The following is a 12,200-nucleotide window of genomic DNA, read 5'->3' on the forward strand; positions in this document are numbered from 1 at the left end:
TGAGGCTATGAACTAAACTATCAACAGAATTGTCCACATAATCCACATCACGATCAACCTTATCCACAGATTTTATCCACATCAACCACATACAAAAGCCTTGATACTAGTGTAATAGTTCTATATATACACATTATCCACAAAAATCAAAAGAAGTTGTACACAAAGATATGAAATTTATGTGAACAGTTGTGAAACGATTGTCAAGGTTATGTGAACTATAGTGCAAAGCTTTAGAAGGAGGTAAAACTAATGAGGAGTTTGACAAAGGGAAATTAGTGAAAAATGGTGCAAAATACCTAATCAGTTTGCTAGCTTGGGGGAAGTCCTTTTAGGTATTGCTTTAATCCTAGGTACAGCAACAACAATCCCAGCGCTCATAAAAAAGCGTATACTTCCTTAGTAGCTGGCCATGTTAAATGGTACTCAGGTCAGCTAAAAAACAAATTCGCTAGGGACACCAACAAAAGAGTGAACAGATAAACATTATAAAGACTAAAGCAAGGAAGGGCTTAACTATGGCCCTTCCTTCTCATTAACTAGCGTCTTTGTCTTGTATTTGCAGCATCTGCGCGGGCTTGTGCTTCTAAATCGTCTTGATCAGCTAACTCTCGTGAGAACTCCTCATAAATTCCATCAGACTTCATATTCTTTGGAACTTGAGATAGGTTTGCTTTATTCTTATCACGTGTTTTATGACCATGTGATCTTCCCATAACAAATACCCCCTGTCATGAAGTTAATGAAGAATGCAATATGCTATCCTTCAAGTAATAGGATGGCTTTTCACGCATTTTTCATAAGTGACATAATAAGGGAATATTAATGACGTGCTTTTTTCTCTGTATAACCGCCTGCTTGGTCAGCCATTTTAAAATCTCTAGAATAAGATAATTCCTGTGCACTACTTAATGTACTTTTTGTTCTCTCACGCTTTTTTTCTTTTGCCATGTTTAAGAACCCTCACTTTCCATTATTTACTCCTATTTTTCCCAACAAGGCTGTATTTAAAACAAAATAACCGATGTTTAAATAAATAAAAAACGCTTGGATAATTAAAAAATTATCCGAGCGTTTATAAGAAAAGCGCAGGACGCCCTGCGCTTAAGCCTCTTTAAGCTGTTGTTCTTCCTCAAATATAATACCAGTCCGTAAAGTATGAAGTGTATAGAGATCCTTTGAAATTTCATATAAATTATATATATCTTCACCAGCATTAATTTCATCTAAAAGGCTTTTTCTCGTCTCGTTGGCAATCGTTACGTATGGTAATTTCATGGCTGCATTATTAGAACGGCCGTTAACTTTTCGGATACGCATGAAGATTTTTACTATCGACATTTCGTAAAACAATTCTTCAAAGAACATATCTTTTGTAGGTTGGTTATAGCCCTTCCCGTGGAAAGGTTTACCTAACCAAGTTCCTAAAAAGCCTGCATGATCTTGAATATCGAATAAATTAATTGTCCCAATTGGAGAGCCCCATTCATCTAAAATGGTACGTGAAATCAATTCACCACGATCTTCCGCTTCTATCGTTTGCTTTGTTAAAAATAAAAATTCTTCATATGAATATGCCTTATGGCGCACGAAAGGGAAGACATCTGGGTGCACCATTAGTTCGTAAAGAGCTTGGCAATCCTGAAGATCACGTTTTTTAAGCATCCTTATCCCTCCAAAAGAGGACAGACTCGTATCACCCGATCCACCCTCGAAATTTTTGTGTTGAAAAAAATTTCGGGGTGGGAATCGAACCCACTAGAACCAGTGAAAACTGGTGGCGCACCATTTGCCTTCCCATAAATAATCTAGCTGATTATTTAAGTAAAAGTTTATTTAGTTTTTCATTATTTTCTACCAATTTTTTTATTCCCTAACGTATAATACTAAAATCTTTGTAAAAAAGATACTGTTTTTTTGTTGATTTCTAATGTAAATTTCTACTATTTTATTGGTTATTTCGACGACTTTGGTTTGATTGTGTCTTTTCCTGTCGTGTTCTGTTTTATTTTACGCTTTGGTGTACACTATTTGACAGGGCTTGATAGGTACTCCAACTTTTATTTTTTAATTCTATTTTAGATCGTCTTGTTAAAGTTGGACCAACTGAAACTTTTAAATCTCTGCCCTTAAGTTCATCAACAATTAAATGTCCTTCTGTGCAATGCTCTATTCTTAAATCTAGATTAAACTCGTCAGCAAAACGGATCGCAGACATGATATCGTCGGCTCGGTGTGCGTGGATCCGGACTGGAATCTCTCGTTTTAAAGCTTTTAGTATAGGTGTAACACGAAGGTCATTTTCACAATAATCGCCATTTTGAGCTTTATAAAATGCTTCACGTGCATTCCCATAATGCCCATTCTTGTTAGCGATTCTTTGTTACCATGACTGTGGATTCTTTTTGGGTTTTCCCCAAGTGCAACCTTAAGTCCAGCAAGTGGTTGAACTAGCATTTTCGTTATATTGCTTCCACTAGTTTTAATAACGGATGTTGTCCCACCAATTACATTAGAGCTACCCGGCATTATGTGAGCTGTTGTTATCCCATACCTTATTGCATCACCAAAGGCAGGATCAAGGGGATGAACACCATCCAAAGCACGTATATGTGGTGTGAGTGGTTCAATTGTTCAATTGTTTCATTAGCATCATTCCCTGCCCAACCGGTTCCTTCATCATATAATCCTAAATGGGTATGAACATCAATAAAACCAGGTAAAAGGTACTTTTCGTTACATTCGATTACGGATGTTTCAGGCTTTGGTCTTAAATTGTAACCAATTTCTTTGATTTTTCCATCTACAACAAGTAAGTCAGCATTCACTTTTTTTGAAGAGGTAATTGGATAAATAGTTGCATTTTTAAATAGTATCTCGGACATGATAGGCTCCATTCAATATTTAAACGCTATTAATTTAATACAATGGCGTCTTTTCTGACCACTTAAGTAAAGAGCCATTTTAAAAAAATAATACTATGATTTTAATATGTTTACTAGTGCTTCATCAAGGTTTTTATACAAAAATGAATAACCTTGCGACTGGAGCTTATGGGGTAATACCTTTTGTCCTTCTAGTACAAGTGTACTCATTTCGCCTAAGATTAATTGTAGTGCAAAGCTTGGTGCAGGAATCCAATGTGGTCTTTCTATAATCCGGCCAATTTGTCGTCCGAATTCCTTCATTCGCTTAGGTTCTGGCGCAGTTATATTGATAGGGCCATTAATTGACTGATTTGTAATTGCAAAATCAATCATTTTTACAACATCATCAATATGAACCCATGAAAGCCATTGATCCCCTGAGCCAACTGTACCTCCTATAAAAAACTTATAAGGTAGGACCATTTTAGGTAATGCCCCTTCCTGATCGCCTAAAATAATTCCAAAGCGTGCAAATACACTTCGAACACCAAAATCTTCAGCTTTTCTTGCATGTTCTTCCCAAGTCTTAACAGTAGTGGCTAAGAAATCAGAACCGTACTTTGTTGATTCTTCAGTAAAGGAGTCATCTAATGAGGTACCATAAATCCCGATGGCACTTGCATTGACTAATACTTCGGGTTTTCGGTTGAGCTTTGAAATAATATCTATAATAGCTTTAGTAGAACTAATTCTACTATTTAAAATGTCACTTTTTCTAGCTGCTGTCCATCTTCCACTGTTGATCGATTCTCCAGCGAGATTTACAATTGCGTCAATGTCTAATAGATATTTATCGGGCTTACTTTCTTTGTTCAGCCATTCTACGTAATGAAGATTATCGTGTGAGGTCTTCTTATTTGACGAGTCTCGAGTTAAAATAAAGATTGTATGGCCCTTTGTTAAAAGATGGTTAGTTAGGGCTGAACCCACAAACCCAGTTCCACCTGCAATAGCAATATTCATTAAATAACCTCCTAGATAGGAATTTTCAAATAATCACAAATTTCACATAAAGTATGAGGTGAGTTATGGCATATATTACAAAGGTTACCACACAACAGAAAAATACTGAACGGTACAATGTTTTTTTAGATTACGGTAAGGGTGAAGAATACGCTTTTAGTGTAGACCAAGATGTATTAGTAAAGTTTCAACTTAAGAAGGGGAAAGAACTAGATGAGTTGGATATTTCGGAAATCCAATTCGATGATGAAATTAAGAAGGCCTACAGTCTTGCGCTTACTTTTTTGTCATATCGTATGCGGTCGGAGAAGGAAATAGTCGCATATCTAAAGAAAAAGGAAGTGGCTGAACCAATTATCCCCAATATTATTAACAAATTAGTAACAAATAATTATGTTAATGATAAAGAGTTCGCAAATGCATATGTAAAAACACAAAAAAATACAACAACAAAAGGTCCAGGGGTAATAAAACAAGAGCTGCTTGAAAAAGGAATCAATCATAGTACCATTGAAGCCAGTTTAGAAGAATATGGTCAAGCATCACAAGTTGAAAGTGCAGTAAAGCTAGCTGAAAAAATGCTAAGACAATCCACGAAAATTTCCAAGCGGCAGCTTAAACAAAAAATAGAGGAAATGCTAATGCGTAAAGGATACCCAAGGGTGATCATTCAAATTGCACTTGAAGAAATAGTAAGTAATGAACCTGAAACTGAGGCAGAGGCAGAGGTAGACGAAGAATGGGAAGCACTTGAATACCAAGGACGAAAGGCTCATAATCGATTTAATAACTACAATGGCCGTGAATATGAACAAAAGATGAAACAAGCGTTATTTAGAAAAGGTTTTTCATTAGACCTGATTAGTAAATATATCGAGAAGGTCAGGGAAGAGGAGTAGGGGGCTACTTCTCTTGTTTATTCCAAATTATTTTTCATAGATAAAATGAAAAGGTAGATAAAACATAAATATCAATACAACATGAATCGAATTAAAACCTAGTAGTCACACTACGATTAAATAAATTTTAAATAAAGATTTCAGGCTGTCCGTGATATTCATTAATGATGACCGCTGCAATTTCTTCTGGCGATCGTAGTCTTGATTTTTCTTTAATATGTGTCTTGGCATTATCCCAAAAAGGAGTGTTCATCCCACCCATATAAACAGCTGTGACTGAAACAGTCGAGCCCTCGAGTTCTTTAACCAAGCTTTCTGTGAATCCTCTTATCGCAAACTTGCTTGCAACATATACAGATTCGTTTACTTTGCCTTTTAGTCCCGCGGTTGAAATGATATTCATGACCTTTGCATGTTTGAGCGTCAAGAGGTGTGGAAGAAGCGCCTTTGTCATACCAATTGTTCCTAAAATATTAGAACGTACCATTTCTTCTATGTGCAGATTTGATAATGAAGAAAGGCTACCAAAATGACCAACTCCGGCATTATTAATAAGGAAAGAAACCGAGTGTTTATTTAAGACGTTAGATATTACTTCTTCAACTTTAGTTATGTTGCTAACATCAACAGCATAACAGGTAGCATCACCACCACTCTTATTTATCATTTCGTTAACTTCAAGTAATTTATCACTAGATCGACCAACTAAAACTACTTTGTTTCCTACTGCGGCATATTGAAGTGCCAGCTCTTTTCCTAAGCCTGAACCTGCCCCGGTAATTAGGACTGTATCCAAATTAACCCCTCCCTTCTAAGATAAGGTCCCTTTGATTTATGTAGTATGTAATAATAAAGTTCTATACCAAAAAGCTTTATATAAAGTAAGTATAAACCTTCCTCAATAATTAGCATAGTAAACAGATATTCTTTATAATAGATTTTAGAAGATGACATCAAAAGATGTACTGGAGTGAAGAATAGGATGCAAGAAAAAAGGTATAGTCAAATGACGGAATTTGAGTTAAAGCAGGAAATTGCACTACTTACAGAAAAAGCACGCAAAGCAGAACAGTTAGGTATTGTGAATGAATATGCAGTATTAGAAAGAAAAGTAGTAATGGCTAAGGCCTATTTATTAAACCCAGACGACTTCAAACCAGGACAGTCTTATGAAATTGAGAGTGATCCAGGTAGTTACTTTTCAATTGTTTATTTAAATGGTGTATTTGCATGGGGGCATCGCAAGGGAAATGAGAAGGGTGAGGAAGAAGCATTACCTATATCGATGCTAGTGAAATAATACAGGGAAAAAGGATAAGCTAGGGAGCCTAGCTTATCCAATTACAGATTGACCAGATGTTTTAGTAACTAACTTGGGCGCAAGCGTCTTCTGGCCGATAAGTGGCGCCCTGCACATATCTTGTTAAGATCGTTTTCTTGTTTGGTTCTCAAGGATAATGAGGTTTTGAGTTTGTTTTGTTTCCCCATTTACTTGTGCCCAAGAGTGTTTTGGGTTTGCCCAGGCTTGCTGAAATGGATTTGAGTAAAGATTATCATAAAACTTCTTCTTCGTATGTTTACCCAATCGAAGCACCTCCTGATAATGTTAACCATTATTGGATGTTAAAGAAGTATCTTTATCTCTAATTACAAATGATCGTTACGCTGACCAGAGGCTCTCATTCGTTCCTGTGGATGAGTGTTGATCGTTCCATCTGCTCTTCTAGAAGCATACTCAGCTTTAGCTCGTGGTTCACCTTCAAATTTGTTATTGTTTTGATTAGGGAAACCTCTTTCTTTATTTCTAACCATAGAGTATTCCTCCTAAAACAAAAGTATCGTGTAAGAAAATAGGTTTTATTTTCAAACACGTAGTAATAGTATGGTTTTTTCTAGAGTCAATATGTATAGCTGTTAACGTGAAATATTCCCAAGTAGGAGGTGTTGAATAAAATGAATGATTATTATGAGCGTCTAACGTCCTATTTACTTGAAAAGAATGAAAGTTTATCTTATGCTCAAGCAAAAACGTGGGTTGAGGTATTGTGGGATGATTTTGAAACTTCTTATGCAAAAGCAGGGTATCAATATAAAGGAAAAGAAATGACTGAAAAAATCGTTACACAATGGATTGACCACTATGGGTCAAGGCTACACGAGTTTGTCACAAACAATCCAAAATATAAACATTTATTAAATCAAGATGATTATTTACAGCATTAAGGCGGTGGTTAAAACCATCGCCTTTTTAGAAAGATAAGAAAAATTTGTACCAAGTTTTAGTGTCTAGCTCCGGGCGCCCTGCGCTTTTGTTCGTAAGGTATTATCCAGGTATTAATTCCAACTTTTTCCGAAGTTTTTCTTCACTAAAAATCCATCCCGTATACGAGCTTAAGATAGCTAGATCTTGGTCAAGCTTTACTACAGCTACAAATGGGTAATGACCTTTACTGCGGTATCGTAAGTCAATAAACCTGACCTCATAGTGATCATCATATTCATCAACTTCCCACCTATATACAGGTGAAAAGGATAAGAAAGCTGCGACATTTTTATCCTTGACAGCTGCTTTGAAAACTGGAGTTTCTGGAAGAGCACAGTTACTAAATTTATCATGAATGATAATTTCGTTGTTTTTTGCTCTAGCGACATAAAAATATGAATCCGATTTAACAGCAATATGCCACTGATTAAATCTAAATGTTGGTGAGATGATAATTTCTTTCGTACCGGGAATTTTTTCTTTGACAGCATTCGTCACATTTCCTCTTAATTTAAAACGAATGATATAATAAATAAACAGAATGAAATAAATCGTAATAAACGTTAAGCCCGGATGAGCACCATTGCTCCATATAATGATACCAACGACATGCATGAAAAATATGAATGGATCAAATGTATTAATTACTCCTAATGCAACCCATTTTTTTGAGAAAGGCCTTAATGCTTGAGTGCCATAAGCGTTAAAAATGTCGACAAAAACATGAAGGATAACACCGATGAATGTCCAAATCCATAGGTGGAACAAATTTGCGGTTGGTACAAAATAATAAATCGCTCCTGTAATAAGTATCGACCATATTAAGATTGCTGGGATCGAATGGGTAATTCCACGATGATTCCGAATATATTGGGCATTATTTCGCAATTTTAGGATGGTATCTAAGTCTGGTGCTTGTGAGCCAATAATGGCACCAAACATCACAGCACTAGTGGTTGCAGGATCGGCTGTTACCACCGGATCGAGTGTAGCAATGCCACCAAGAGCAAGGCCCATGACAATATGAGTACCAGTGTCCAAGGAATCAACCTCCTTACTGAATCGTTTAGCGATTTCAACTTTTCTCATTTAATTTATCCAAGATTCATTTTTTTAAAAGGGGAGTAAGAAAATATGTCAAAGGAAATTCAAATTTTTATTGAATATAATATTAAAAGTTCTGTTCATTATGAGTATGAAAAGTTAATGCAAAATGTGATACCAATGCTTTCTGAGTTCGGTGCTGAGAAAATTGAATGGTATTTGGCATCGAAACAGAGGTATATTGAAATATTTAGAGTACCAACGGAAGCTCATTTTTACGCTCTAAAAAAATTACGTACTTCAAAACATCACACTATATTTAAGAACTTTGATGAATTGGTTGAAGGTGGGTCCGAAACCATTAAATATTGGGCGTTAAGGAACGTTTCTGCCATTTGACATTACACCTTGGAGGCTTTTCATATGAAACACAACACTACAGATAGACTAGTCAATTTTGATATACAAGCATTTCAAGCTGATCTAATCGACTGGTATGACAAAGAGCAACGTGATCTCCCTTGGAGAAAAGATAGGGATCCGTATAAAGTTTGGGTTTCTGAAATTATGCTACAACAAACACGTGTGGATACGGTTATTCCTTATTTTAACAGGTTCATAACGGAATTTCCAACATTAGAAAGCCTCGCCGATGCTGATGAAGAGAGAGTATTAAAAGCATGGGAGGGCCTTGGTTATTATTCTAGGGTGAGAAATTTACAGGCTGGGGTTAAAGAAGTAAAAGCGTCCTATCACAGTAAGGTTCCAAATACACCTGACGAAATATCAAAATTAAAAGGTGTTGGACCCTATACGACTGGTGCGATTTTGAGCATTGCATATGGGGTTCCAGAACCTGCTGTTGATGGAAATGTGATGAGGGTGCTATCAAGAATTTTATCGATTTGGAATGATATTGCAAAGGTTAAAACTAGACAGCTTTTTGAAGGTATCGTTCGAGAAATTATTTCTAAAGACAACCCTTCCCATTTTAACCAGGCACTGATGGAACTAGGTGCACTAATATGTGTTCCAGGAAAGCCTGCATGTCTGCTCTGTCCAGTTCAACAACACTGTAGGGCTTTCAGGGAAGGTGTCCAAGCGGAGCTTCCTGTAAAAAGTAAAAAGAAAGCACCAAGACCACTTTCGATGTCTGCAGCTGTAATACTTGATGATTCTGGTAAGATTTTAATTCACAAAAGACCAAGTAAAGGATTGCTAGCAAATTTGTGGGAGTTTCCCAATCATGAAAGTGTTGTAGAATTCAATACACAAAAGCAGCAATTGAGTGAATTTTTAAAAGAGGAACATAGCATAGACGTAAAACTATCAACTCAATTTACCACAATTCAGCATATTTTTTCCCATTTAGTCTGGAACATTTCAGTCTTTGAAGGGACTTTGATTGGTGGGTTTGAAGATCAAGAAGATTTTAAATTAGTGACACGCAGTGAGTTAGAGACTTATGCGTTTCCTGTATCACATCAAAAAATATTTAAGGACTTTCTTAAAGTAATGAATTGATATGGTATTCATCCCCCATGCCTAAATAGTAAATGGGGGATGAAAAGTGGAAGAACGGGTTCTATTTATTCCTTCGGGGACTAGGAAAATAAGCTAGAATAGGGCATGTAAGTGTCATACATCGTTTACAAGAGCGCCCCTATACTAGCGGATTAATCATAGGAAACTCTAGTGCCATGTGTATAATCTGCATCGTGTTGATTTAAGCCACCTCTTGCTTCAATTTCCTCAATAATCTCTCGGTGAAGTGATTGTCCTTCAGCATTTAAATATGGCACAACCTGCTGAAGTGAATGGTGATAAAACATTAGTTCACTATCTTTCCAGTCTGTCTTTGACATCATCGTCAATTCTGTCATATCACGACCTACATACATATAATAACCTCCTTACTACTATGTAACCATTAGTTTCTGATACAATAACAATGTCTATACTTAAAAATCAATTTAAACAATTGAAAAATGTAAATTAACTAAAGGAGAAATAAATATGACCACTAAAGTAGCTTTAGTAACAGGAAGTAGCAGAGGAATAGGAAAAGCTATTGCTTTACGTTTAGCTAGTACTGGCTATGATATTGTAATAAACTATGCAAGAAGTAAAACGGCGGCGTTAGAAACTGCAGCTGAAATTGAGGCGATAGGCCGTAAAGTGTTAGTAGTTAAAGCGAATGTAGGTAAGCCTGAAAAAATTAAAGAAATGTTTCACCGGATAGATGACACCTTTGGTCGATTAGACATTTTAGTTAGTAATGCGGCTTCTGGTGTTTTACGACCAGTAATGGAGCTAGAAGAATCACATTGGGATTGGACAATGGATATAAATAGTAAAGGGCTTTTATTTTGTGCGCAAGAGGCGGCAAGGAGAATGGAGAAAACAGGTGGAGGAAAAATTGTAAGCTTAAGTTCACTGGGGTCGATTCGATATTTGAAAAACTATACCACTGTTGGGGTATCAAAGGCAGCAATTGAATCATTAACTCGCTATTTAGCGGTAGAACTATCGGAAAAGAATATCGTAGTTAATGCTGTGTCGGGTGGAGCAGTTGATACAGATGCACTAAAGCACTTTCCAAATCGTGAAGAACTCCTAGAGGATGCAAGGCAGCAGACTCCAGCGGGGCGAATGGTTGAACCTGAGGATTTAGTTAATACAGTCATGTTTTTAGTGTCTGAGGAAGCAAGTATGATTAGAGGACAAACTATAATTGTTGATGGTGGAAGGTCACTGTTGGTTTAAAGTATTAAAAAAATAAATTATTTTTTACGGATAAAGTTATCACCTCTGGGACAAATTAATTTTCGTGGAGGTGATTACAATGGCAAACCAACAACAACCAAACAAATCTTCTGCTGGTACTAACATCCAGCAAGTAAGACAACAAAACGCTCAATCACAAGGTGGAGCTGGTCAATTCGGCACAGAATTCGCTAGTGAAACAAACGCTCAAGAAGTAAGACGTCAAAATGCTCAATCTGCACAGGGTGGAGCACAAGGCGGAGCACAAGGTGGAGCTGGTCAATTCGGAACAGAATTTGCTAGTGAAACGAATGCTCAAGAAGTAAGACGCCAAAACCAACAAAGCCAAAATAAAAAAGGCCAAAATTCATAATTTAGGCCTTACCCAAGGAAAGCACTTCTTATCTTATGATAAGGAGTGCTTTCTTGTTGTTTAGGAAATTATAAAATTTTAAGGTTGTGTATAACTTCGAGTCTTTGTCTATCTACGTCCAGCTCCAGGCGCCACCCGGCTCTATGGTATAAGCCAAGCCCTTCCCGAAGGCAAAAAACGCCTTCAGTCAGGGCTCGGCTTATGCTTGTCGCCGATAGGCGGACGCCCTGCGCTTTTCTTAAAAGATAAGAAAGTATAAAAATTTGTACCAAGTTTTAGTGTCTAGCTCCGGGCGCCATCGACTCTATGGTATAAGCCAATCCGTCCGGAAGGTAAAGAACAACCTTCCAGCCGGCTTGTCTTATGCTTGTCGCCGATAGGCGGGCGCCCTACGCTTTTCTTATTTTAAAAGAAGTATAAAACAATACTCGACAAAACCTCCTATGTTTTGGCAGGAAAAGTCAAAGGATTTATTACATATATAAAGAAAATAATGTATATGGAATTGAATAATGGTAGAGGCTTATAAAATTCACTCGATATTTTATACAGCATGAAAGGAGATTGCCAATGGATACATTTAATCAGCTTATAAATGAACAATTAAAAACGATGGATAAATTATTATTTCTTCAATCAGAGATCGAACGTTGTCAAGACATTGAAAGTGTTCTCATCGATTTAGAAGACAAGACTGAACTTACATCTATTCAAGAAGAAATCGATAAAATGAAGATAGAATTACGTCAAATACAAAGAACATTTGAATTGCAAACAGAGGAAGTAATCCGCACATATCAAGATAAAAAACAACCAATAGCTTAAAAGTTTTGAGTCATCATGAATTTCAGATGGCTCTTTTGTTTTAAATTAGCCAGTTAACCGTTATAATAGTAGAAAATGGTATAATCTTTGTTTACTAAATGCTGTTCAAATAGTAGCAAAGCGTCCAAGATGAAGGTAGG

Annotated in this window: 17 protein-coding genes and 1 pseudogene; 8 read left to right on the top strand and 10 right to left on the bottom strand. The window is 36.5% G+C overall.

The window, feature by feature from the left end:
- Nucleotides 1-539: 539 nt before the first annotated feature.
- The 5 genes and pseudogenes from PY093_RS04180 to PY093_RS04200 form a co-directional block, all read right to left on the bottom strand.
- Nucleotides 540-716 carry a YfhD family protein gene (locus tag PY093_RS04180; protein ID WP_275644613.1) on the bottom strand — a complete coding sequence of 59 codons (177 nt, stop codon included), beginning with the start codon at nucleotides 714-716 and terminating at the stop codon, nucleotides 540-542.
- Nucleotides 717-822: 106 nt separating this feature from the next.
- Nucleotides 823-951: a YfhE family protein gene (locus PY093_RS04185; protein WP_275644614.1), complete on the bottom strand. Its 129-nt coding sequence runs from the start codon at nucleotides 949-951 to the stop codon at nucleotides 823-825.
- A gap of 153 nt (nucleotides 952-1,104) precedes the next feature.
- A complete protein-coding gene (locus PY093_RS04190; protein WP_275644615.1) occupies nucleotides 1,105-1,665 on the bottom strand; it encodes a GNAT family N-acetyltransferase in 561 nt (186 codons plus the stop codon).
- Between the two features lie 346 nt (nucleotides 1,666-2,011).
- Nucleotides 2,012-2,885: pseudogene (locus tag PY093_RS04195) on the bottom strand (amidohydrolase family protein); the annotation flags it as partial.
- Between the two features lie 93 nt (nucleotides 2,886-2,978).
- Nucleotides 2,979-3,890 carry a TIGR01777 family oxidoreductase gene (locus PY093_RS04200; RefSeq protein WP_275644616.1) on the bottom strand — a complete coding sequence of 304 codons (912 nt, stop codon included), beginning with the start codon at nucleotides 3,888-3,890 and terminating at the stop codon, nucleotides 2,979-2,981.
- A 65-nt stretch (nucleotides 3,891-3,955) separates the two neighbouring features.
- On the opposite strand from PY093_RS04200, the gene recX reads away from it, so the two are divergent.
- Nucleotides 3,956-4,789: a recombination regulator RecX gene (recX, locus tag PY093_RS04205; RefSeq protein ID WP_275644617.1), complete on the top strand. Its 834-nt coding sequence runs from the start codon at nucleotides 3,956-3,958 to the stop codon at nucleotides 4,787-4,789.
- A 127-nt stretch (nucleotides 4,790-4,916) separates the two neighbouring features.
- Here the strand turns inward: recX and PY093_RS04210 are convergent, their stop codons facing one another.
- Nucleotides 4,917-5,585: an SDR family NAD(P)-dependent oxidoreductase gene (locus PY093_RS04210; RefSeq protein WP_275644618.1), complete on the bottom strand. Its 669-nt coding sequence runs from the start codon at nucleotides 5,583-5,585 to the stop codon at nucleotides 4,917-4,919.
- A 186-nt stretch (nucleotides 5,586-5,771) separates the two neighbouring features.
- Between PY093_RS04210 and PY093_RS04215 the strand changes: the two genes are divergently transcribed.
- The gene (locus tag PY093_RS04215) at nucleotides 5,772-6,089 is read left to right on the top strand and encodes a YfhH family protein (protein ID WP_275644659.1); all 318 of its coding nucleotides are present in this window, start codon (nucleotides 5,772-5,774) and stop codon (nucleotides 6,087-6,089) included.
- Nucleotides 6,090-6,212: 123 nt separating this feature from the next.
- Here the strand turns inward: PY093_RS04215 and PY093_RS04220 are convergent, their stop codons facing one another.
- Nucleotides 6,213-6,374, bottom strand: a complete 162-nt coding sequence (locus PY093_RS04220; protein ID WP_193471296.1) for a YpzG family protein — start codon at nucleotides 6,372-6,374, stop codon at nucleotides 6,213-6,215.
- A 62-nt stretch (nucleotides 6,375-6,436) separates the two neighbouring features.
- Nucleotides 6,437-6,601, bottom strand: a complete 165-nt coding sequence (locus PY093_RS04225) for a small, acid-soluble spore protein K (protein WP_275644619.1) — start codon at nucleotides 6,599-6,601, stop codon at nucleotides 6,437-6,439.
- Nucleotides 6,602-6,742: 141 nt separating this feature from the next.
- Here PY093_RS04225 and PY093_RS04230 point away from each other — a divergent pair, with 141 nt between their 5' ends.
- A complete protein-coding gene (locus PY093_RS04230) occupies nucleotides 6,743-7,012 on the top strand; it encodes a YfhJ family protein (RefSeq protein ID WP_275644620.1) in 270 nt (89 codons plus the stop codon).
- Nucleotides 7,013-7,112: 100 nt separating this feature from the next.
- Here the strand turns inward: PY093_RS04230 and PY093_RS04235 are convergent, their stop codons facing one another.
- The gene (locus tag PY093_RS04235) at nucleotides 7,113-8,093 is read right to left on the bottom strand and encodes a metal-dependent hydrolase (RefSeq protein WP_275644660.1); all 981 of its coding nucleotides are present in this window, start codon (nucleotides 8,091-8,093) and stop codon (nucleotides 7,113-7,115) included.
- 93 nt (nucleotides 8,094-8,186) lie between these two features.
- Between PY093_RS04235 and PY093_RS04240 the strand changes: the two genes are divergently transcribed.
- Both PY093_RS04240 and mutY read left to right on the top strand, forming a co-directional pair.
- Nucleotides 8,187-8,495: a hypothetical protein gene (locus PY093_RS04240; RefSeq protein ID WP_275644621.1), complete on the top strand. Its 309-nt coding sequence runs from the start codon at nucleotides 8,187-8,189 to the stop codon at nucleotides 8,493-8,495.
- A gap of 24 nt (nucleotides 8,496-8,519) precedes the next feature.
- Nucleotides 8,520-9,620: an A/G-specific adenine glycosylase gene (gene mutY, locus PY093_RS04245; RefSeq protein ID WP_275644622.1), complete on the top strand. Its 1,101-nt coding sequence runs from the start codon at nucleotides 8,520-8,522 to the stop codon at nucleotides 9,618-9,620.
- 152 nt (nucleotides 9,621-9,772) lie between these two features.
- On the opposite strand, the gene PY093_RS04250 is transcribed toward mutY, so the two are convergent.
- Nucleotides 9,773-9,997 (bottom strand): hypothetical protein, encoded by a 225-nt coding sequence (locus PY093_RS04250; RefSeq protein ID WP_275644623.1) that lies wholly within the window; start codon nucleotides 9,995-9,997, stop codon nucleotides 9,773-9,775.
- Nucleotides 9,998-10,112: 115 nt separating this feature from the next.
- Between PY093_RS04250 and fabL the strand changes: the two genes are divergently transcribed.
- From fabL to PY093_RS04265, 3 genes are all read left to right on the top strand, one after another.
- The gene (gene fabL / locus PY093_RS04255) at nucleotides 10,113-10,862 is read left to right on the top strand and encodes an enoyl-[acyl-carrier-protein] reductase FabL (protein WP_275644624.1); all 750 of its coding nucleotides are present in this window, start codon (nucleotides 10,113-10,115) and stop codon (nucleotides 10,860-10,862) included.
- 79 nt (nucleotides 10,863-10,941) lie between these two features.
- A complete protein-coding gene (locus tag PY093_RS04260) occupies nucleotides 10,942-11,235 on the top strand; it encodes a gamma-type small acid-soluble spore protein (protein WP_275644625.1) in 294 nt (97 codons plus the stop codon).
- Nucleotides 11,236-11,805: 570 nt separating this feature from the next.
- Nucleotides 11,806-12,060 carry a YgaB family protein gene (locus PY093_RS04265; RefSeq protein ID WP_275644626.1) on the top strand — a complete coding sequence of 85 codons (255 nt, stop codon included), beginning with the start codon at nucleotides 11,806-11,808 and terminating at the stop codon, nucleotides 12,058-12,060.
- The last annotated feature ends 140 nt before the right edge of the window (nucleotides 12,061-12,200 follow it).

Origin of the sequence: Cytobacillus sp. S13-E01, assembly GCF_029193815.1 — a bacterium.
GTDB lineage: Bacteria > Bacillota > Bacilli > Bacillales > Bacillaceae_L > Bacillus_BV.